This window comes from Brucella lupini, from assembly GCF_002252535.1.
Classification (GTDB): Bacteria; Pseudomonadota; Alphaproteobacteria; order Rhizobiales; family Rhizobiaceae; genus Brucella; species Brucella anthropi.
The window spans coordinates 485,657-504,809 of sequence record NZ_NNRN01000062.1 but is presented as its reverse complement, the minus strand read 5'-3'; the positions used below and the strand labels follow the sequence as shown (position 1 = coordinate 504,809).

Here is a 19,153-nt window from a genome sequence, read left to right as displayed (position 1 = left end):
GTTAAGCCCTCTCGCCCTTGATCGAAACTGGGCCTAACGGGTAGCGAACATTGTAGCGTTCGACCCATTCCTTGTAGCTGCCGCGCGCGCCGGGGAAGCCGATATAGCTCCAGGCCTGCATGCCGTGATTGCCGCCATACATCGGATCGGCGAAATAGCCTTCCTTGGTGTTCTGCAACAGGACTGTGAAGAAGTCGCGCAGTTCAGGCTGCAAACCGACCTCCCCCTTCTGCAGCGAGGTCAGCGCCGCATCTTGCTGTTCCGCCGTCAAGGCCGAGAACGCAGCGCCATGCTTCTGCTCGCACCACGCATTGAAGGCAGGAATACCCTGCCTGTAAATCTGCGCAGGGTTGAGCGGCGTCTGCCAGCCGCGCGTCGGATCGGCGGACGCATCGTGGGGACCAACCATGTACCAGTCATCCGCGCGACCGTAATCACCGGCAAGCTGGAGATCGATGAAGACAGGAACACGGGCTTCGATAGCGCCTGGACCATCGCCTTCAGACGGGATCAGTCTTGCCGTTGCGGCGAGAATGAAAGCCCATTCGACTTCATTGAAATATTGACGTTCATATTCTTCGAGTGGAACCGGGGGAGTTTGTGGTTCCGCTTTAGCTGAGACAGCGAGCCCTGAAAGCATCACGCTTGCCGCGGAGGCTTTCAGAAAACTGCGACGACTCGGATATCCGGGAAGGTCGGTCATTGTCGTTTCCTGCCGATTAGGTGGGTAAGACTTTTGGAGGTGTTTCCGAGAAAATTCCACGATACGCAGATGAGAAACATACGCTCTGGATACACAAGCCTCCAGAATTGTTCAAACAACTTGTACCCTAGTTGTGCATAACCAACCTGCGTTCGCTATAAGACTAGAGCCTTAGCGCAATCCGAAAAGGCCCGGAGAATGACGAAAATCCGGTCGAATGACGCCGAGGCGCGGGCAGTTTTCACAATCACGTGAAGACAATCCCTGCCCGCCACATATTGCCCGGTCTTGCAGTTACGATCACCCATCAAAGCTGAATTGGGTTCGCCTGACCGGAACCGGCAGCAGCTTTTCACGTTGAAAGCGATGGCCGGAAGTGGCCATTATGGTGCTGTCGCGGTTTGCACGCGACTGGAGTGAAACGAAGGGAGGTCAGAAAAATGAAGGCACGCACAGCGACTGTCGGTGATCTTGAAAGCGTTTTTCACGACCTTTCGAGGCGTATGGCGATCGAATATATCGCCGCCGGCAAGGATACTAAAGCCGCTTATGACAACCTGATGATGAACCTGCGGGAAGGCCGTGCACATGCTTTGCTGCAGGACGGCAAGGTGGTTGCTATCATCGCCTGGCATGAGGGCGACGGTGCCACCGATACGCTTTTTGCGGCGAAGGAAGAATTTTTCAACCGAAATACCGTGCGTTTCTGCAAGCAGCATATCCGGCAGATTCAGGCTTTGGCCGGTGATCTGCCAATCCATTCACGAAGCTGGCTCGACCGATCCGACATCGTAAAATGGTTCAAGATCATTGGTTACCAAGAAAAAGGAACCGACAATGGTGCCCGCCTCTTCGAACTGCCTGCCCGCCGTGATAGCATAGTGGCAGCATGACATCTCGCCACCGGAGCAAGTTCCGGTGGCGTTTCTATCCCTCGCCTGTTTGAAGCAACAACCGAATTCCGTTTTTCGTTTTCTGTGAATACAAAGTAAAATCAAAGACATAAAATAATTACTGGAGCCAATTGCGAGTCTCGCATGAGTTGCGGGGAAAGATCGCTTCTTTCAAGCCTTTAACGCATTCCTGACGATTAGCCGTTATTTGGAAAGATGACTGCCATTCGGGGGAAATCATGGCTTGGAAATTCATGCTTGCAAGTGCCGTTCTTGCCGTAACTCGAACGATGCCGAGGGGTTTCGTTGCGCCCACGGGACCAGCTGTGGTCTCCGATAATGCAATGGAAATGGAACTGAAACCCGCACCGATCAATCCTGACTGGGTGCTGGACGGCACTCCGCAGGCGCGCTCCAGCGAGCAATCAGCAAGCCGGGACGGAGCCGCCTATACGGCCATCTGGGATTGCACCGCAGGCACTTTCCGCTGGTATTTCGGCTGGGATGAAACCGTCTATATTCTGGAAGGTGAAGTGCACGTTACCGACGCTGACGGCGGCACGCGCACCTTGCGGGCTGGCGACGTTGCCTATTTCCGGGGCGGCACATGGGCAACCTGGAAAATCGACAATTATCTGCGCAAGGTCGCCTTCATGCGGCGCACTTTGCCTGCACCCGCTTCGTTCCTCTATCGCGCCAGCGACGCGGTGAAACGGCGGCTAGGACGCCGCAAGAGCGGCGCGCTGAACTGATTACCGGTTTGTGATCGGGATGGGCGCCGCATCCGCGCCCATCACGTTGACGAACAGTCCGATATTTCAGTATAAATCAATGACGGCTTTCGCCGTACATGATGGGAATGGGGTTCTCCCGAAACTGCCAGCAATTGGCTGATGACTCCTGCTTGAATTGAAACAGGAGAAGAGTGCGTCGCAAGACCTCTCGAAGTGAGATATTCTATCGAATTTCCAGACGTCACCGACTAATCTCTATCCATTATTGAAATGGACACAGAACAATGCAAGCAACCCTCATGGTAGCGCTCGGTGGAGCGATCGGAAGTGTCGCGCGGTATTGGCTGGCCCTCTTGATGCTGCCGATAAGCCGCGAACTTCCCTGGGGCACCATCGTCATCAATATTGCCGGCTCTTTTGCAATCTCGTTCTTCGGTGCGCTGACACTGGAGCAAGGCCGTTTTCCCATACCGGAAATCTGGCGCCTCGCCTTCATGGTCGGCGTGTGCGGTGGCTTCACCACTTTCTCGTCTTTCAGCCTGCAAACGATGGATCTTCTGCGCGCTGGACAACCCGGCAAAGCCCTGTTCAATATCGGTTTTTCGGTTGTGCTTTGCCTGATCGCCGTGTGGCTCGGGCTGCTTGCCGCAGAACGCTTCAATGGTGGTATCGAACAGGTTGCGCAGAATGTAATCGAAGAAGAAGCATCATAAGCTTCACATACGATTGCAACAGCAACGGTCGGTGTTAACGCGTGCCGTCCGGCTGTGGGCGCACAACGCGCTCTAAATATTTGTTTTCACGCGCATCTTATCCGAAAACCGTTTCACACTTTTCGGGATGAGCTCTAATGGACGCACGTGTGAAAGTGGCCCGGCTTTCAGATCCACGGCTCATATGAAAACACCCTCCATTTGCTATATTATGCAAATAAAAAATGAAGATATATTGACTTTGACGACTTTCATTTACTTAAAACGAATCAATTACTGGCCATAAATTAAGTTTTATGATATGTTTTACCTATATTATATTTTAGGATTTATAAATATGGGACTTGATACATTCTCTGTTCTTCAATCTCTTGCATTGTTTGCAGTCGTAATAGTGATAATGTTCATGATATTTATCGGCATAAATACCAATGGAACATTGTGATTTAATCACGACCTGCTTCACTGGAACGTATCTGGAAAAATGTGAAACAATTTCCGGGACAAAAGAAGACAGAACACTTGCTATAGCTCCGGAAAATATGTGCGACGCGACCTCTCAACGCTTTCCGTCACTAAATTTCTCGGTTGCGAAATCCAGGAAACTCCTGAGCTTGGGCGTCATCTGTCGATCTGAAGCATAAAGCGCATGCAGGGCGCGCGATGGGGGTTCGTATTCAGGGAGAAGCCGGATCAGCTTTCCTGACGATATCTCATCGGCAACCAGTTCATACGGTTGAAAGAGGATGCCCATACCAGAAAGCGCTGCAGCACGCAGTGCTTCACCGCTGTTGGCACAGAAACGACCTGTGATTGAAATAGTCACCTCTCCTTCCGGCCCAATGAATGACCAATGAGTGCGGAGCGATGAATGCGTGAAGATCAGGCATTCATGTTCGACCAGATCCTGCGGTGTCTTCAGGCTGCTTGCAGAATCCATATAGGCAGGCGCAGCACATAGAATAAGGCGATAGGGCGCAAGACGCTTGGCGATAAGGCTGCTGTCGGGGAGATCGCCAGCACGAAAAATCACGTCAAACCCCTCCTCCACCAAATCGACATTTCGGTTCGTAAGATTGAGGTCTACCGACACCTCGGGATGCCGCCTGAGATATTCCGAAAGTTCGGGCGCAAGCGCATGGCTTCCAAAAGTCACCGGAGCACTGACGCGAAGCCTTCCCCTTGGTTCAGACCTTGTCTCCGCCATCAATGCTTCGGCAAGGTCCATTTCCGCCAGAATGTTCTTCGCGCGCTCGTAGAACACTTGCCCGCTATCAGTAAGGCTTTGCCGACGCGTCGTCCTTGTCAGCAGTCTTACGCCCAGTCCGAGCTCCAAGGCACGTATCTGCTTGCCGGCAAGCTGTGACGACATCTCCAACTCGTGTGCCGCCGACGAGATGGACCCGGATTCGACTGCCTTCACGAAGACTCTCATGCCAGTCAACCGATCCATTACAAACGATCCATTTCTATTATTGAAAAATATAAACCATTTTATCCTCAGTGTTTCATAACTACAATATGCATGAAGCTGCCATTATCCCGCGATCAACCGGGACAGTACCATTTAGAAGGAAAGGCACAAAGCCATGCAACCCGTCCCTGATACAACAAGCACCGCGACCCGTCCTAGCGCACAGCAACCAACTGTAGTCCTCGTGCATGGAGCATGGGCCGATGGATCGACGTGGAGCCGACTGACCTCCCTGCTTCAGGAAAAAGGCGTGAATGTCGTAGCCGTACAGAACCCGTTGACCTCCCTGGAGGACGACATCGCGACCACCCGGCGCGCGCTTGAAAGACTGCAAGGCCCTGTTGTGCTGGTCGGCTGGTCATATGGTGGAGCCGTGATTACCGAAGCCGGCCAGAACGACAATGTGAAAGCACTTGTTTATGTGGCGGCCTTCGCGCTTTCCGAAGGTATGTCGGTCAACCAGACGGCCAAGGATTACCCGCCCCCTTCCGGTTTTAATCACGTCCAAGCCGACAAGGATGGCTTCCTGACATTGACATTGACATTGACATTGGAAGGTGTGCAGCAGCATCTTGCTCAGGACGTTGCACCTGCACAAACCAAGGTGATATTCGCCACACAGCACCCAACCCACGCCAGTAGTTTCGATGGCAAGGTGTCCGTGGCTGCGTGGACGACGAAACCGTCCTGGTATGTGGTGAGTGAACAGGATCGCATGATCCAACCAGATCTCCAGACAGCAATGGCGCAGAAAATCTCCGCAAAGGTGACTACTCTGCCAGCCGGGCACGCACCGCACATTTCCCAACCGTCGGAAGTCGCAGAAGTTATTCTTGAGGCGATTGCCCACGTTACCCAGTAAAGAGAAGTTCGCTTCAGAACAGGCCACCACCACACGAAGCCTGCCCCAAACCGGGGCGGCTTTTTGCGTCTTACCAGAAATGTTGATGGAAGCAGGCTCTGGACCGTGCAGCTTGCACCGAAGCACCCGTTGCTCGCAACCGGAGTAACGCGATCGGCTTCGGTTTGGAAACGATAGGCGGCGGCTAGTGCCAGCGTTTAGATTTTATACTGAAATGGCGGAGGGGGTGGGATTCGAACCCACGGTACAGTCTCCTGCACGCCGGTTTTCAAGACCGGTGCCTTAAACCGCTCGGCCACCCCTCCAGGCAATTGTTTTATCTATGCTTTTCACAAGTCTGGAAAAACAGCAAATCGCAGCAAGCTATCGATTTGCGCCCAATTGCTCAGCGAGTGACTTCTTAGCAGTTTTTCTTGCGGCGTCAACGTGCACTGTTTCATTTGCCAGCATTCTGAACAACACGGAACGAAACCGGTAACGGATACCGATCACAATAGCTCGATCCAGCCTCCAAAACCTAACTTTCAATGTTACTGCCATGGCCAGCGGTTAAATGCGCTCTAAGTTCTTTGGCGCAGCCTCAATTGCAGATTGCCGTTCCGGCATCATTCAACACGGAGGATTCCCCATGCAGCACAAAATCCAGGAGAATATGGAAGTCATCGGCGCCGATGGCGTGCATGTCGGCACGGTCGATCGCGTCGAAGATAACCGCATCAAGCTGAAGAAAACCGATAATTCCGGCATGCACAGCGACCATCATCATTATATCGAACTCGGTTTTGTCGCCGATATCGAAGGTGACAAGGTCAGGCTGTCGGCCAATGCCGATGTTGCTGTAACCTTGGAAGAGGAAGCATCCGGTCGCCCAGTCGATCTTTGAAGCAATATCCAAGGCCGCTCATAACACGGGGCCAATGGCAGCCGTGTTATGAGACAAACTCCCCTCACCTGCTTCCCATTCTCGGTCCTGGCGCATTGTTGCAGATCGAGACTCCGATCTGATAGAAACTCAATGCCAAAACGCCGCAAGGAAGCAACCAGACTTGTCCTTTGCCACATTGCGGCTTAAACTTGAGTTTAATAATCAAAATAAGAAAAAGGGAAGCTATGAGTCTGGATTCTGTTAAGGCATTTTTTGCGGCCAAAGCGCCTGAAATCGAAGTGATTGAGCTGTCGACGAGCACCGCCACTGTTGTTCTCGCCGCCGAAGCGCATGGCGTGGAACCGGGACAGATCGCCAAGACGCTTTCTTTTTCCGCCAAAGACCAGACCATTCTTATTGTCACCCGTGGCGATGCGCGTATCGATAATCGCAAGTTCAAGGATCAGTTCGGAACCAAGCCTCGTATGCTTGATGCCGAGACCGTTCTTGCCGAAACCAGCCATCCGGTCGGAGGCGTATGTCCGTTCGGTCTGCCGAGCGCATTGCCCGTTTACTGCGATGTATCGCTGAAGAATTTCGAGGAAGTCGTGCCCGCTGCCGGAGCGACCAACAGTGCCGTGCGCATCGCTCCGCACAAAATGGCTGAGCTGGTCAGCGCCGAATGGATAGACGTTTGCCAGTAGGTCAGAATGGGCTTTTGCAGCGGGTCTGGGAGGAACTCGCGGTTATTTGATACCGGTAACAACTTTTCCCCTTTAAAGGTGAGAAAAGACTTCATATATTTTAAGAATGATTCTAAAGTGGGTTAAGAAACAGATATCCGCTTTAGCGCATGATCCGATCGAGCCTTGAACCTTTCCGGATCGCAAATGCGACAAGACCAGAATTTTGGAGCAGTTCCGAAACAGGGATAAACCGCTTTCGGTTTGGAATTGCGAACTCAAGGATTGGAGCATCGCGTCCTCGGCATCGAGGTTGCAGTTGTTCCGAGACGTGTTGAAAGGAACAGTGATGCGTCTTACCCGCCAGACGAATTATGCCGTTCGTATGCTCATGTATTGTGCTGCCAATGACGGCAAGCTCAGCCGCATTCCGGAAATCGCACGCGCCTACGGCGTTTCTGAGCTGTTTTTGTTCAAGATTCTTCAGCCGCTCGTTGAACATGGGCTGGTGGAAACTGTACGTGGCCGCAATGGAGGCGTGCGCCTCGGACGTGCAGCACAGGACATTTCGTTGTTCGATGTTGTGCGTGTGACCGAAGAAAACTTCGCCATGGCGGAGTGCTTCGAGAACGATGCCACCGAATGCCCACTGGTCGACAGCTGCGCACTCAATTCAGCGCTGCGCGAGGCACTCAATGCATTCTTCGCCGTGCTGATGAAGTACAGCATTGCAGACCTCGTCAAGGCGCGCCCGAATGTGCGGCACCTGCTTGGTCTCGATGAAATGGAAGAAGAGCGCGTAGCGAGCTGATAATTCAGCGCGAAGTTTGAAATGAAAAGGTCCGGCTTAGAGCCGGACCTTTTTTATTCTGCGGCTGCGCGATAGGCAGACTGAGGCAATACAAAAGGCACCCCCTTTTCCGGCGGGACACCCACCCGCAACGTGCATTCATAAACACGTTCGAGCCTCTCGTCGGTCAGTGCTTCGCGCGGTGTGCCCATCACATCAAGCTTGCCTCTGTTCATGACCGCAATACGGTCGGCGAACATGGCAGTCAGGTTGAGATCATGCAGGATAGCAATCACCCCGCCGCCCGCTGCCGCGAAATCTCTCGCAATCTCCATCACCACAATCTGGTGACGTATATCGAGACTTGAAATCGGCTCATCCAGAAAAAGATAGCGCGCCTCACCATCCACAACCGGTTTCCAGACCTGACAAAGAACACGGGCAAGCTGCACGCGCTGCTGTTCTCCGCCGGAAAGTTCCTGATAAAGCCGACCGCCGAAGCCAGCGAGATCAACCCTTTGCAAAGCGAGATCGGGCAAGCGCTTTTCTTCTTCGCGAGAAACCCCACTATAGCCGCCGGTGAGCCCGATCTTCACGATCTCGCGGACCGTGAAGGGAAACGACAAGGCGCTTGCCTGTGGAAGCACCGCCCGCCGCGCCGCCAACTGCCACGGCTTGATTTCAGCGAAGGAGCGGCCGTCCAGATAGGCTGTTCCCGTGTAAGCGACGTCACCGGCAAGCGCACGCAACAGCGTAGTTTTGCCAGAACCGTTCGGCCCGACAATTGCGGTCACCTCGCCCGGATTAGCGGAGAAGGCGATATCGCTGATGATGGTCTTGCCTGACAGGCTTACGCCCAATGCTTTTGTTTCAATCATGATAGCCTCACAGATCGAGCAGGCCGCGCTGGCGCAGCAATATCCAGAGGAAGAACGGCGCGCCAAAAAGTGCGGTGATGATGCCAATCGGCAATTCTGCCGGGGCCACAATCGTCCGACTTACCGCATCCGCCAGAAGCAGAAGCGTTGCGCCGAGCAGCGCCGACGCTGGCAGGAGATAGCGATGGTCTGGACCGATGCTGAGGCGCAGCATATGCGGCACCACAATGCCGACAAAGCCGATCCCACCAGCAACGGCGACAGTCGCGCCGGTAGCTGCCGCTACGGTAACGATAGCGATGTTTTTGATGCGTTGCACCTGAATACCGAGATGACCGGCTGCAGCCTCGCCCAACGCCAGTGCGTTGAGACCACGCGCAAGCAATGGCGAAACCACCAGAATGATGGTGATGATTGGTCCCGCGGCGCCAATCTTGGCCCAGGTGGAACCTGCAAGCGAACCAAGCCCCCAGAATGTCAGGTCGCGCAACTGTCGATCATCGGCCAGATAGATGAGCGCGCCGGTCGCAGCGCCCGCCAGGGCGCCAAGTGCAATACCTGCGAGCAGCATGGTTGCAACAGACGTGCGGCCCCGACGCGTCGCGACACGATAGAGCAGCAAGGTGCTGGCAAGCCCGCCCAGAAATGCGGCCAGAGGCAGCGCATAGACACCAAGGATCGCAATAACGGGAGCAAGAAAAGTGCCGCCCAGGACAATCATCGATACCGCGCCAAGTCCTGCCCCGGCGGACACCCCGACGAGACCCGGATCGGCCAGCGGATTGCGGAAAAGGCCCTGCATCACGGCACCGGAAACCGCCAACCCCGCTCCTATCAGCATACCCATGACGATACGCGGCAGGCGGATCTCCATGATGATCAGGTGATCGCGACGGAATGCATCCGCGCCTTCGGCTGCGCCGGAGGAGGTCAGAGCGCGCAGAACCGAAAGCACGGATGCATCCGAAGCGCCTGCTGTCAGGCTGAACAAAGCCGCGATGCATAAAGCAACGGCGAGCAATATGATGGTGAACCGTGCACGTGCGGCACGGTCTCCCGTGATGTCACCTTCTGAGGTGGTGACTTCATTTTCTGATTGACGCGCTGCAAAGCGCTGTTCGCGCGCTACGCGACCTTGGCTGGTCATTTCGAATAATCCTTACAATCAGACTTGCGTGCTCTTCAATCCCGCAAGTCTGATTATGTTATTGCGCTGCAGAGGCGCCATAGAGTTTTGCTGACAGGTCCCGAATGGCAGAACCTGTTCGAGGCCCAAATCCCAACAGATACGACGCTTCCATCGAAACGACATTCTTGTTACGCCCTGCCGGTGTTGCAGCGATAATGGGATTTTTCAACAGCGATTCAGGCGTCATCCCGTCCGCTCCCGTATCCATCATCAGGATCATGTCGGGCGCGGCCTTCTCGACGGCTTCGTCGGTCAGCTGCTTATATCCGTGAAATTCGGTGATGACGTTTTCACCACCGGCAAGCTCAATCATGCCATTGGCCGCAGTGCCTGTGCCCGAAGCCATCATACGCCCGCCGGGAGCCGACAGAACGAAAAGTACACGCTTGCGCGAACTGTGGCCAGCTGCGGCCTTCTCAGCCGCTGAGATATCGCGTGAGACTTCGCTCGCAAGCGCCCTGGCTTTCTCTTCCAGACCGAGAGCCTCGCCCACGATCTCGATTTTCTTGACGACGCTTTCGCCGGTATAGGTTTCCGGCACGACGATCATTGGCACAGACGCTTTCTTCAAAACATCGAGCGTATCCTGTGGGCCGCTGCCTTCAAGGAGCAGAATGCCGGTCGGATTGACCGAGAGCACACCTTCTGGTGCAAGCTGACGCATATATCCGATATCCGGCAGCTTCTTTACCGCGTCGGGATAGGCGCTTGTCTGGTCGCGCGCGGCGAGCATCTTTTCTGCGCCAAGAGCGTAGACGATTTCCGTCAGCGAGCCGCCGACGGAAACGATGCGCGACGTATCGCCGAAATGGTCGACGGCTTCTGCGCGTGCAGCACCACCAGCTGCCAGCGACAAAGCGATGGCAGCCAGAGCAGCTCCGCGACTGAAGCGCAAGGAAATGAACGACATTGCCGTCACCTTATGCAGCGGAAGACTGCGGCAGACGCGGAAGGTTTTCCGCGATCATGCGCCAGTCGGCTAGTTCGGCTTCGCCTTCATGACGCTCACCAAAGAACTGAACAATCAGTTCGCCATTGGCATCATAGGCCTCCAGCGACGTCACATGCCCGTCCTTCGTCGGCTTGCGCACAACCCAGACGTCAGCGATGTGATCGAGGCGCAGATGCATATGGAACGTCGGGTCCAGCACGTTCAGCCACGGGCCCATCATCTTGATTTCATGGATTGGGCCAGTGTGAATCTGGATGCAGCCACGGCTTCCGACAAAGCACATGATGGGCAGCTTTTCCTGCACCGCATGGTTCATCATGGCCTCGACCGATGACGTATCGACACGCCAGGCGAAATCATGACCGGCAAGATGCACAGCCTGATGGCGGTCCACACCGAAATCCTTCAACAGGCCAACGAACTGGTGCACATCGGTGAGTGCGCCCCAGCGTTCGCGGAATGCGTCGATATCGAGAAGCGATACGTCTGCCTTCGGTCCCTTTGTTGCAAGCGCACTGGTCTCAACAGCTGGCGACTGATCGTCCAGCAGCAAATCGGCGACAAGAGCCTCATAGGCTTCAACGTTCGAAGCTGGGCGCAGATGAATCTTGAAAACCGCCTCGCCCGTGGCATCGAAAAATTGCAGGCTGCGACGCGTTGCTTCGCCATCCTGCTTGGCAACGGCAAAACCGTGAACCCAATGCTTCGGGAAAATACGAAGGTCGATTTCCTTGCCGAGCGCCAGCGAAGCATGTTGGCCCCAGATCGTCTTCTCAAAAGGCCCGATCTTTTCATGAACGACGCTCTCATTACGCGTCAGCGCCATGATTTCGCCGACAGCAGCAATGCGATTCAACAGCGTTTCAACATCGGCGCGAATACGCCGCGCCGAAATGGGGGCTGCTATATCCTGTCCGCAATGCGCTGCTACAAAATCGGCTTCTGATACACCGAGGCTCTGCGCAAAATCACGTTCGCGCATTTTCGGATTATCAGCCCGTGCCTTGAGGATCTGCTCTGGGGAGGGCTTGGAATGGGTCGTCATCTGATGGTTGCCTACTTGTTTAGGATGAGCTTGCCTTGGCGGGTGATCTTGAGACGATAGAGCGAACCGCCGTGCTCTATGCCCACTTCCCGGGAGCCGTCGAAGAGTTCGCGACTGCCATAGGTTTTCAATTGCGGCTCAAGACCACCTTCGCCGAAGCGAGGTTTCGCCTGAACTGGGACAGACCCGGTTGAATCGCTGCGGAGCTGGCTTTCAGGAATGCGATTTGCGGCTCGTTCGGAAACGGGTCCGCGTGGTAACCGCACCTGCATGTCGATATGGATTCGCCTGTTCATTTTCTCGCCTCAGCATCGACTTTCCACACGGTGATGACAGCAAATTTGTTTTGTTGACATCAACAGTCATGTTTATTAATCACTGCATTACTGGAATAATCGAGTCAAGTTTAAATCTCGCTTTTTCCGCGCAAGCCCGGAAGAAATCCTCTTCCCAGCCAGCACGCGCCTTCTCCCGAGGGGGAAGTCATAAACAATTGAATTTTTTAATTTCTTCGTCACCCATCGGGTCGGCGAAGCGCGTCTGGGTCATGAAGGAAACATTGGAAATGCGGGCGACTGGTGGGGTTCACAAACGGTCAATTCTGGCGAGCACGGGGCTTGCTGTCATTCTGGTGGCGATGACGTCACAAGCCTTTGCGCAGGAACAGAAGGCTTCTGAAGAAGAAGCTGGCGTCGCGTTGAAGACGATCACCATTCGCAGAGCGAACGACGCTCAGGCGCCGACTTCCGTTGCGGCACCGGTTGGCAGGGTTGACCGCGAAGAGATCAATCGTTTCGGCGGCGCTAAGCTCGACGACGTGTTGCGCGGCACCGCTGGCGTGTTTACCTTGCAGAATGCTTCCAATCCCGGCGTTGCGGTCAATATTCGTGGTTTTGAAGGCTCCGGCCGCGTCAACATGATGATCGACGGCGTACCGCAGAGCTACCGCAACACCGCGCACGATGCGCAGGGCTATGCCTATATCGACCCGAACCTGTTATCTGAAATCGACGTGGCGCGCGGCGCTGTGACGACCGAAGGCGGCACTGGCCTTGCAGGCAGCGTCAATTTCCGCACCCTCGGCGTCGATGATGTCATTCTGGATGGCAAGGACAAGGGCGTCCTCGGCCGCGCTTCCTGGGGTAGCAATGGAACCGGCTTCTCCGAAATGCTGGCCGGTGCCGCCCGCGTCAATTCCATCGGGATTGTTGCGGCCATCAGCCGTCACGACTCCAACGATTACAAGAACGGCGACGGCGTGACCGTCGAGAAAACCGGCGAAGAACTGACTTCCGGCCTGTTCAAAGCTGAGTTCGGCCTTGGCGAAGACCAGAAGCTGACGCTTGGTGGCGTGCTCTACAACAACCACTACGGAACATATGCGAACGGCTACCGTCCGGGAACCTATACGATCTACGATATGTTCCTGCAGAACCGCACGTTCTTCGCACAGTACAACTACAATCCGTCCGACAACGATCTCATCGGCCTCGACGTCAACCTCTACCACAACAGCACATTGCAGAACTGGGAAGACGGCAATGGCAGCTTCGTAGGACGGCAGGTTTCGACCGAAACCACCGGCATGACGGCCTCGAACACGTCGCGCTTCACCTTCGGCGAAGTGGCGGTCGCGTGGAAGAACGGCTTTGAAATCAACCGCGACACCGCTGGCGGCACCCAAACGGGCGTCAATCCGACGGATGCCACATCCAATCGCGGCGCGGTTTTCTCGGAAGCGACCTGGAATTATCAGGCCCTGCAAGTCGTTACCGGCCTTCGTTACGATTATTTCAAGCTCGAAAGCGAAGACAGCTCGATCTCTAACAGCGATGGCGAATTCAGCCCCAAGGTCACCGTTGCCTATAACCTGACCGACTGGTTGCAGCCCTACATCACCTATGCGCATTCCATGCGTTCGCCCAGCCTGCAGGAAACATTCCTCGGTGGCGTGGCGCATACCGGAACCGGCATGATGCACGGCAATCCCAACCTTCGTCCTGAAAAGCAGCGCGGCTGGGAATTCGGCGTCAATATCGCTCGCGATGGCATCCTGACTGCTGAAGACGGACTACGCCTCAAGGCTAATTGCTACACGATGCGTGTTGAGGATTACATCACAGCTGCATCCGACTACAGCCAGTTCATCAATGTCGACGGCACTTCGACAGTGAAAGGCTTCGAACTCGACGCGCGTTATGATGCGGGCTTCGCGTTCGGTGGCATTGCTTATACGCATTCCACCTCTGAACTGCCTGAGCAGACAGCTGGCATGGGCGCAAACCAGTATTTGCCGGAAGATGTCGTAACGGTTACCGCCGGTGCGCGTTTCTTCGAGCGCAAGCTCGAAAGCGGTCTGCGCGTTCAGCACGTTTCGAGCGGCAAAAGCATCAGCGGAAACGACACCGATCCCTACACGCTGGTCGACGTCTTCGCGAAATACAAGTTCACCGAAACGGTCGATCTTTCGCTTCAGGTGCTGAACATCGCCGACAAGGAATATACCCCTGCCCTCAGCACTTATGGTTCTGGTCGCGGACGTACATTCCTCGTCTCGACACAGTTCCAGTTCTAAAACTTTGGGAGGCGTTCTCGCCTCCCGTTCATGATCGTCACATCTTCGAAGACCGACCAACCTGACCGCGGCGGCCTTCTGATCCCGAGATGTGACGCGGCGGGTGCGGCCCCTACCGCTGCACTCGCCAAAAGTTATATAAAGTAGCCAATCCCAAACCTGATGGAAAAGGATCAGCAATGTTCATAGCCATGAATCGCTTCAAGGTTCGCGTCGGCAGCGAAGCCGACTTCGAGACCGTATGGAAAAACCGCGACTCGAAACTGTCCGAACTTCCCGGTTTCGAGAGTTTTCACCTTCTCCGCGGTGCGACCAATGAAGAGGAAGGCTACACGCTTTATGCTTCGCACACGGTCTGGCGCAACCGCGATGATTTCGTCGCCTGGACCAAGTCCGAACAGTTTCGCGATGCGCATCGCAACGCCGGAGACAACAAGCCGCTCTATCTGGGACCTCCGCAGTTTGAAGGCTTCAGCGCCGTTCTCGGCTCCTGACGCACGGTAGAAACGCCTATCCACAAGGTGCGGCGAAATAGCGCATAATGTCATAGCGGCGCCATTCGGAGGCCGCTATGACGATAGTAAAGCACCAATTATCTTTTAAAGATGGGTAGTTAACTCATATTTAGAATGATTCTAACTTATTGATTTTTAGAACATTTCAAAAACATAAAAATTGACAGAACGGAGCCCTACCGGCCATAACCTGACTTAATTTGGTGGGTTTTATAAACGCCACTTAAGTAATGCCTTTAATGTTCGGGCCTTTAACCCTTGCAGTTGGAGGAACCATTGACCGGTTCAGTTCGGCCTTGCGCCACGAGTGAAATAAAGCTGCCAGTTTTTCAGGTCAGCAACACAGTTGAAGTAAAGAGTGAGCCGGTAAAGTCTCTCCAGTCGACGCTTTTTGCGTCTGATTTCTGCTTTTCGGGCATGGGAGATACTTCCTCATGCTAGTCTGCAGCTGTAACGTTATTACCGATAAAGACATTGAAGCCGTTGTTATTGAGCTTCTGGATCAGGATTGCTGGCAACTTATAGTTCCTGGCACCGTCTATAATGTCATGTCCAAACGCGGCCGTTGCTGTGGCTGCTTCCCAAACGTCGTGGAAACGATCATAAGGGTGACTGAAGAGTATCATCTTCGTCATAACCAAATGGACGAAAACGTGGTCCAGTTCATGGATCGTGTACGTTCTCTACGCGACAAATTCGGGAGTTCATGGAATGAAAGGCGAACCAAAGGTCATCGAGCGGCTTAACGAGGCATTGTTCCTCGAGCTTGGCGCTGTAAACCAGTACTGGCTTCACTACCGCCTCCTCAACGACTGGGGCTTCACGCGTCTTGCCAAGAAGGAACGTGAAGAATCCATCGAAGAAATGCATCACGCAGACAAGCTGATTGACCGCATTATCTTCCTCGAAGGTCACCCGAACCTGCAGACCGTAGCTCCGCTGCGCATCGGCCAGAACGTCAAGGAAGTTCTCGAAGCCGACCTTGCAGGTGAGTACGACGCACGCGCTTCTTACAAGAAGTCCCGCGAAATCTGCGACGAACTCGGCGACTATGTTTCCAAGCAGCTTTTCGATGAGCTTCTGGCGGATGAGGAAGGTCATATCGACTTCCTCGAAACCCAGCTCGACCTCCTCGCCAAGATCGGCGAAGAGCGTTATGGCCAGCTCAATGCGGCTCCGGCCGATCAGGCTGAGTAAGCCAAATCCGCTTTGCGAATGGAAGCCGGGGCTTTGCGCTCCGGCTTTTTTTATCATCTCAACTTTACCGTTGCCCCTTTATCGTGATATTGCGCGCGCAATTTCCGATATTTTGCAAGGTTCTCCCAATGAGCGCACCGCGCGTCAGTTTCGTTTCTCTTGGCTGCCCGAAGGCGCTTGTCGATTCCGAACGCATCATCACCAGCCTTCGCTCCGAGGGTTATGAAATCTCCCGCAAGCATGACGGTGCCGATCTGGTGATCGTCAATACCTGCGGCTTTCTTGATTCCGCACGCGATGAATCGCTGGATGCCATTGGCCTTGCTCTCAACGAGAACGGCAAGGTCATCGTAACCGGCTGCCTTGGCGCAGAACCCGATGTCATCCGTGAGCGGCATCCGAACGTGCTGGCCATCACCGGCCCGCAGGCTTATGAAAGCGTGATGAGCGCGGTGCATGAAGTCGTCCCTCCCGCGCACGATCCATTTGTGGACCTGGTGCCGCCGCAGGGTGTGAAGCTGACCCCGCGCCATTATGCCTACCTCAAAATCTCCGAAGGCTGCTCAAACCGCTGCTCCTTCTGCATCATTCCGGCGCTGCGCGGCGATCTGGTATCACGCCCGATCGATTCTGTGCTGCGTGAAGCGGAAAAGCTGGTCAATGCAGGCGTGAAGGAAATCCTCGTCATCTCGCAGGATACGAGCGCCTATGGCCTCGACATCAAGTATCAGGAAGCCATGTGGCAGGACCGCACGGTTCGCACCAAATTCCTCGACCTCTCACGTGAACTGGGCGATATGGGCGTGTGGGTGCGTATGCACTACGTATACCCTTACCCGCATGTCGATGAAGTCATTCCGCTGATGGCTGAAGGCAAGATTCTGCCTTATCTGGATATTCCTTTCCAGCACGCCTCCCCGGCGGTTCTGAAGAACATGCGCCGTCCGGCACATCAGGAAAAGACCTCGCGCCGCATTCAGGCCTGGCGTGAGACCTGCCCGGATCTGGCCGTGCGTTCCACCTTTATCGTCGGCTATCCCGGCGAAACGGAAGAAGATTTCGAAATACTTCTCGACTGGCTCGATGAAGCCAAGATCGAACGCGCCGGCTGCTTCAAATATGAACCGGTCAAGGGCGCAAAAGCCAATGACCTCGGTCTTGAGCAGGTGCCGGAAGAAATCAAGGAAGCCCGCTGGCATCGTTTCATGGCCAAGCAGCAGCAGATTTCGACCAATCTCCTCAAGAAGAAAGTTGGCAAGCGCCTGCCGGTCATCATTGATGAAGCAAACGGCACAATCGGCAAAGGCCGTACGCGCTACGACGCTCCGGAAATCGACGGCAGCGTTCACATCCAGTCGCGCCGCCCGCTACGCGTCGGCGACATCGTAACGGTGAAGATCGAGGCGAGCGACGCTTACGATCTGCATGGTATCGCGGTCTGATGGCGGCGGAAGCTGCCATAGCGATCAGAAAAGCCGCCGCGGCTGACGTGGCGGCAATTGTCGCCATGCTCGCCGATGACGCGCTCGGCGCACAGCGCGAAGATGCGAGCCTCCCCTTGCGAGATTCCTATCGCAGCGCCTTTGCGGCAATCGATTCCGATCCCAATCAGCTCCTGGCTGTCGTTGAACATGATGGCGAGATCATTGGTTGCATGCAAATCAGCTTTGTACCCGGCCTGTCGCGGATGGGAATGTGGCGCGGACAGATCGAAAGCGTGCGGATTGCGAGCCATATTCGTGGCGGCGGAGTAGGCCGTCAGATGATCGTTTGGGCAATCGAGCAATGCCGTGAACGCGGCTGCGGCCTTGTGCAACTGACAACCGATAAGTCGCGTTCCGACGCGCTGCGTTTTTATCAGTCGCTCGGCTTCACGGATAGCCACGAGGGACTTAAATTATCGCTTTGAGAGGTGGATTCAATCCATTGTAAGAAAATAAAAAGGGCGCTTTGAGCGCCCTTTTCTGTTTCAGTATGGAGAAACTTACTGCGGCAGCTTATCGTCCACGCCGGCGACGTAGAAATTGAGGCCAAGCAAGGTCTTGTCGTCAGCCTGCTCGCCTTCTTTCAGCCAGACGGAACCGTCCTGCTTCGTGATCGGACCGGTGAAAGGCTTCAGTTCGCCCGACTTGATCTTGGCTTCGGTTTCTTCGGCCAATTTCTTCACATCGTCCGGCATGTTGGTATAAGGCGCCATCTTCACGAGGCCTTCCTTCATGCCCCACCAGATGTTTTGGCTCTTCCACGAACCGTCGAGAGCAGCCTTGGCGCGGTCAATGTAGTAAGGGCCCCACTCGTCCACAACAGCGGTAAGCTGCGTGTCAGGCGCAAACTTGATCATGTCCGAAGCCTGACCGAAAGCCTTGATGCCGCGATCATGCGCCACCTGAATGGCAGCGGTGGAATCGGTGTGCTGGGTGATGATGTCCACACCCTGGTCGATCAGTGCCTTGGCCGCATCAGCTTCCTTGCCCGGATCGAACCACGAATTGACCCAGATCACCTTGACCTTGAAGTCGGGATTAACCGACTGCGCGCCGAGCATGAACGCATTGATGCCTTGCACGACTTCCGGAACCGGCACAGAAGCGATGTAACCGGCAACGCCCTTGGTCGACATCTTGGCGGCAATCACGCCCTGCACATAACGGCCTTCATAGAAGCGCGCATTATAGGCAGACATGTTGTCGGCAGTCTTGTAGCCGGTCGCATGTTCGAACTTCACGTCCGGGAATTTCTTAGCAACCTTGAGGGTCGGATCCATATAGCCGAACGACGTCGTGAAGATCAGCTTGTTGCCAGCACGCGCCAGACGTTCGATGGAACGTTCAGCATCGGCACCTTCCGGAACGCTTTCCAGAAAGGTGGTTTCGATCTTGTCGCCAAGTGCCTCGACCAGCTCCTTGCGGGCCTGATCGTGCTGATAGGTCCAGCCAAAATCGCCCGGAGGTCCGATATAAATGAAACCGATCTTCAGTTTTTCTTCTGCATGCGCCGCGCCGCCGAGCATAAAGCTCGCCGCAGTGGCAATCGCCATAAGCGTCTTTTTCATGTTCCCTGCACTCCTTGTTTTTACCCTCTAACC

21 protein-coding genes, 1 tRNA gene and 1 riboswitch are annotated in these 19,153 nt (G+C 54.8%); of the genes, 13 read left to right on the top strand and 9 right to left on the bottom strand.

Annotated features, from left to right (window positions below; translation table 11 throughout):
* Position 1 precedes the first annotated feature (1 nt).
* Positions 2 to 703 carry a gluconate 2-dehydrogenase subunit 3 family protein gene (locus CES86_RS25830; protein WP_012093000.1) on the bottom strand — a complete coding sequence of 234 codons (702 nt, stop codon included), beginning with the start codon at positions 701 to 703 and terminating at the stop codon, positions 2 to 4.
* A gap of 440 nt (positions 704 to 1,143) precedes the next feature.
* On the opposite strand from CES86_RS25830, the gene CES86_RS25825 reads away from it, so the two are divergent.
* From CES86_RS25825 to crcB, 3 genes are all read left to right on the top strand, one after another.
* Positions 1,144 to 1,596 carry a hypothetical protein gene (locus tag CES86_RS25825; protein WP_012093001.1) on the top strand — a complete coding sequence of 151 codons (453 nt, stop codon included), beginning with the start codon at positions 1,144 to 1,146 and terminating at the stop codon, positions 1,594 to 1,596.
* Between the two features lie 239 nt (positions 1,597 to 1,835).
* Entirely contained in the window at positions 1,836 to 2,348 is a 513-nt protein-coding gene (locus CES86_RS25820) for a cupin domain-containing protein (RefSeq protein WP_012093002.1), read from the top strand.
* A gap of 94 nt (positions 2,349 to 2,442) precedes the next feature.
* Positions 2,443 to 2,506: riboswitch (Fluoride riboswitch) on the top strand.
* Between the two features lie 108 nt (positions 2,507 to 2,614).
* Positions 2,615 to 3,043 (top strand): fluoride efflux transporter CrcB, encoded by a 429-nt coding sequence (gene crcB / locus CES86_RS25815; protein ID WP_012093003.1) that lies wholly within the window; start codon positions 2,615 to 2,617, stop codon positions 3,041 to 3,043.
* 559 nt (positions 3,044 to 3,602) lie between these two features.
* Here the strand turns inward: crcB and CES86_RS25810 are convergent.
* A complete protein-coding gene (locus tag CES86_RS25810; RefSeq protein WP_012093004.1) occupies positions 3,603 to 4,496 on the bottom strand; it encodes a LysR family transcriptional regulator in 894 nt (297 codons plus the stop codon).
* A 136-nt stretch (positions 4,497 to 4,632) separates the two neighbouring features.
* Between CES86_RS25810 and CES86_RS25805 the strand changes: the two genes are divergently transcribed.
* A complete protein-coding gene (locus CES86_RS25805; RefSeq protein WP_094515764.1) occupies positions 4,633 to 5,379 on the top strand; it encodes an alpha/beta fold hydrolase in 747 nt (248 codons plus the stop codon).
* 215 nt (positions 5,380 to 5,594) lie between these two features.
* On the opposite strand, the gene CES86_RS25800 is transcribed toward CES86_RS25805, so the two are convergent.
* Positions 5,595 to 5,684: transfer RNA gene (locus tag CES86_RS25800), tRNA-Ser, on the bottom strand.
* Positions 5,685 to 6,007: 323 nt separating this feature from the next.
* Here CES86_RS25800 and CES86_RS25795 point away from each other — a divergent pair.
* The 3 genes from CES86_RS25795 (at position 6,008) to rirA (ending at position 7,738) form a co-directional block, all read left to right on the top strand.
* Entirely contained in the window at positions 6,008 to 6,262 is a 255-nt protein-coding gene (locus CES86_RS25795; RefSeq protein WP_012093006.1) for a DUF2171 domain-containing protein, read from the top strand.
* A gap of 227 nt (positions 6,263 to 6,489) precedes the next feature.
* Positions 6,490 to 6,948, top strand: a complete 459-nt coding sequence (locus tag CES86_RS25790) for a YbaK/EbsC family protein (protein ID WP_012093007.1) — start codon at positions 6,490 to 6,492, stop codon at positions 6,946 to 6,948.
* Positions 6,949 to 7,276: 328 nt separating this feature from the next.
* Positions 7,277 to 7,738, top strand: coding sequence for an iron-responsive transcriptional regulator RirA (gene rirA / locus CES86_RS25785; protein WP_010658815.1), 462 nt, complete (start codon positions 7,277 to 7,279; stop codon positions 7,736 to 7,738).
* Between the two features lie 53 nt (positions 7,739 to 7,791).
* Here the strand turns inward: rirA and CES86_RS25780 are convergent, their stop codons facing one another.
* From CES86_RS25780 to hemP, 5 genes are read right to left on the bottom strand one after another with little or no spacing between them, the layout of a single operon-like run.
* Complete coding sequence (locus tag CES86_RS25780; RefSeq protein WP_094515763.1) at positions 7,792 to 8,595, bottom strand: heme ABC transporter ATP-binding protein; 804 nt, start codon at positions 8,593 to 8,595, stop codon at positions 7,792 to 7,794.
* A 7-nt stretch (positions 8,596 to 8,602) separates the two neighbouring features.
* On the bottom strand, positions 8,603 to 9,742 hold the full coding sequence (locus CES86_RS25775; protein ID WP_094515762.1) for a FecCD family ABC transporter permease: 1,140 nt from the start codon (positions 9,740 to 9,742) through the stop codon (positions 8,603 to 8,605).
* Positions 9,743 to 9,800: 58 nt separating this feature from the next.
* Entirely contained in the window at positions 9,801 to 10,694 is an 894-nt protein-coding gene (locus tag CES86_RS25770) for a heme/hemin ABC transporter substrate-binding protein (protein WP_094515761.1), read from the bottom strand.
* 10 nt (positions 10,695 to 10,704) lie between these two features.
* Positions 10,705 to 11,781 carry a hemin-degrading factor gene (locus tag CES86_RS25765; RefSeq protein WP_094515760.1) on the bottom strand — a complete coding sequence of 359 codons (1,077 nt, stop codon included), beginning with the start codon at positions 11,779 to 11,781 and terminating at the stop codon, positions 10,705 to 10,707.
* An 11-nt stretch (positions 11,782 to 11,792) separates the two neighbouring features.
* Positions 11,793 to 12,002, bottom strand: coding sequence for a hemin uptake protein HemP (gene hemP / locus CES86_RS28335; protein ID WP_373418745.1), 210 nt, complete (start codon positions 12,000 to 12,002; stop codon positions 11,793 to 11,795).
* 272 nt (positions 12,003 to 12,274) lie between these two features.
* Here hemP and CES86_RS25755 point away from each other — a divergent pair, with 272 nt between their 5' ends.
* The 6 genes from CES86_RS25755 to CES86_RS25730 all read left to right on the top strand — a co-directional run bounded on the left by CES86_RS25755 (position 12,275) and on the right by CES86_RS25730 (position 17,977).
* Positions 12,275 to 14,356 carry a TonB-dependent receptor domain-containing protein gene (locus CES86_RS25755; RefSeq protein WP_235820025.1) on the top strand — a complete coding sequence of 694 codons (2,082 nt, stop codon included), beginning with the start codon at positions 12,275 to 12,277 and terminating at the stop codon, positions 14,354 to 14,356.
* A 179-nt stretch (positions 14,357 to 14,535) separates the two neighbouring features.
* Positions 14,536 to 14,850, top strand: a complete 315-nt coding sequence (locus CES86_RS25750) for an antibiotic biosynthesis monooxygenase family protein (protein WP_010658822.1) — start codon at positions 14,536 to 14,538, stop codon at positions 14,848 to 14,850.
* A 455-nt stretch (positions 14,851 to 15,305) separates the two neighbouring features.
* Positions 15,306 to 15,617, top strand: coding sequence for a (2Fe-2S)-binding protein (locus tag CES86_RS25745; RefSeq protein WP_012093011.1), 312 nt, complete (start codon positions 15,306 to 15,308; stop codon positions 15,615 to 15,617).
* A complete protein-coding gene (gene bfr / locus CES86_RS25740) occupies positions 15,583 to 16,068 on the top strand; it encodes a bacterioferritin (RefSeq protein WP_010658824.1) in 486 nt (161 codons plus the stop codon). The genes CES86_RS25745 and bfr overlap by 35 nt, the downstream gene beginning before the upstream one ends.
* Positions 16,069 to 16,196: 128 nt before the next feature.
* Positions 16,197 to 17,510, top strand: coding sequence for a 30S ribosomal protein S12 methylthiotransferase RimO (rimO, locus tag CES86_RS25735; protein ID WP_094515758.1), 1,314 nt, complete (start codon positions 16,197 to 16,199; stop codon positions 17,508 to 17,510).
* A complete protein-coding gene (locus tag CES86_RS25730) occupies positions 17,510 to 17,977 on the top strand; it encodes a GNAT family N-acetyltransferase (RefSeq protein ID WP_094515757.1) in 468 nt (155 codons plus the stop codon). Before rimO ends, CES86_RS25730 begins: the two co-directional genes overlap by 1 nt.
* 75 nt (positions 17,978 to 18,052) lie before the next feature.
* Here CES86_RS25730 and CES86_RS25725 read toward each other — a convergent pair whose 3' ends face one another.
* Positions 18,053 to 19,120, bottom strand: a complete 1,068-nt coding sequence (locus CES86_RS25725) for a BMP family ABC transporter substrate-binding protein (RefSeq protein ID WP_010658827.1) — start codon at positions 19,118 to 19,120, stop codon at positions 18,053 to 18,055.
* Positions 19,121 to 19,153: the final 33 nt, after the last annotated feature.

Coding starts and splice junctions, on each gene's coding strand:
- crcB (WP_012093003.1), top strand. CDS start 2,615: ATGCAAGCAACCCTCATGGTAGCGCTCGGTGGAGCGATCGGAAGTGTC.
- CES86_RS25770 (WP_094515761.1), bottom strand. CDS start 10,694: ATGTCGTTCATTTCCTTGCGCTTCAGTCGCGGAGCTGCTCTGGCTGCC.
- rimO (WP_094515758.1), top strand. CDS start 16,197: ATGAGCGCACCGCGCGTCAGTTTCGTTTCTCTTGGCTGCCCGAAGGCG.
- rirA (WP_010658815.1), top strand. CDS start 7,277: ATGCGTCTTACCCGCCAGACGAATTATGCCGTTCGTATGCTCATGTAT.
- CES86_RS25795 (WP_012093006.1), top strand. CDS start 6,008: ATGCAGCACAAAATCCAGGAGAATATGGAAGTCATCGGCGCCGATGGC.
- CES86_RS25780 (WP_094515763.1), bottom strand. CDS start 8,595: ATGATTGAAACAAAAGCATTGGGCGTAAGCCTGTCAGGCAAGACCATC.
- CES86_RS25765 (WP_094515760.1), bottom strand. CDS start 11,781: ATGACGACCCATTCCAAGCCCTCCCCAGAGCAGATCCTCAAGGCACGG.
- CES86_RS25790 (WP_012093007.1), top strand. CDS start 6,490: ATGAGTCTGGATTCTGTTAAGGCATTTTTTGCGGCCAAAGCGCCTGAA.
- CES86_RS25775 (WP_094515762.1), bottom strand. CDS start 9,742: ATGACCAGCCAAGGTCGCGTAGCGCGCGAACAGCGCTTTGCAGCGCGT.
- CES86_RS25830 (WP_012093000.1), bottom strand. CDS start 703: ATGACCGACCTTCCCGGATATCCGAGTCGTCGCAGTTTTCTGAAAGCC.
- CES86_RS25805 (WP_094515764.1), top strand. CDS start 4,633: ATGCAACCCGTCCCTGATACAACAAGCACCGCGACCCGTCCTAGCGCA.
- CES86_RS25725 (WP_010658827.1), bottom strand. CDS start 19,120: ATGAAAAAGACGCTTATGGCGATTGCCACTGCGGCGAGCTTTATGCTC.
- CES86_RS25750 (WP_010658822.1), top strand. CDS start 14,536: ATGTTCATAGCCATGAATCGCTTCAAGGTTCGCGTCGGCAGCGAAGCC.
- bfr (WP_010658824.1), top strand. CDS start 15,583: ATGAAAGGCGAACCAAAGGTCATCGAGCGGCTTAACGAGGCATTGTTC.
- CES86_RS25730 (WP_094515757.1), top strand. CDS start 17,510: ATGGCGGCGGAAGCTGCCATAGCGATCAGAAAAGCCGCCGCGGCTGAC.
- CES86_RS25810 (WP_012093004.1), bottom strand. CDS start 4,496: ATGGATCGGTTGACTGGCATGAGAGTCTTCGTGAAGGCAGTCGAATCC.
- CES86_RS25825 (WP_012093001.1), top strand. CDS start 1,144: ATGAAGGCACGCACAGCGACTGTCGGTGATCTTGAAAGCGTTTTTCAC.
- CES86_RS25820 (WP_012093002.1), top strand. CDS start 1,836: ATGGCTTGGAAATTCATGCTTGCAAGTGCCGTTCTTGCCGTAACTCGA.
- CES86_RS25745 (WP_012093011.1), top strand. CDS start 15,306: ATGCTAGTCTGCAGCTGTAACGTTATTACCGATAAAGACATTGAAGCC.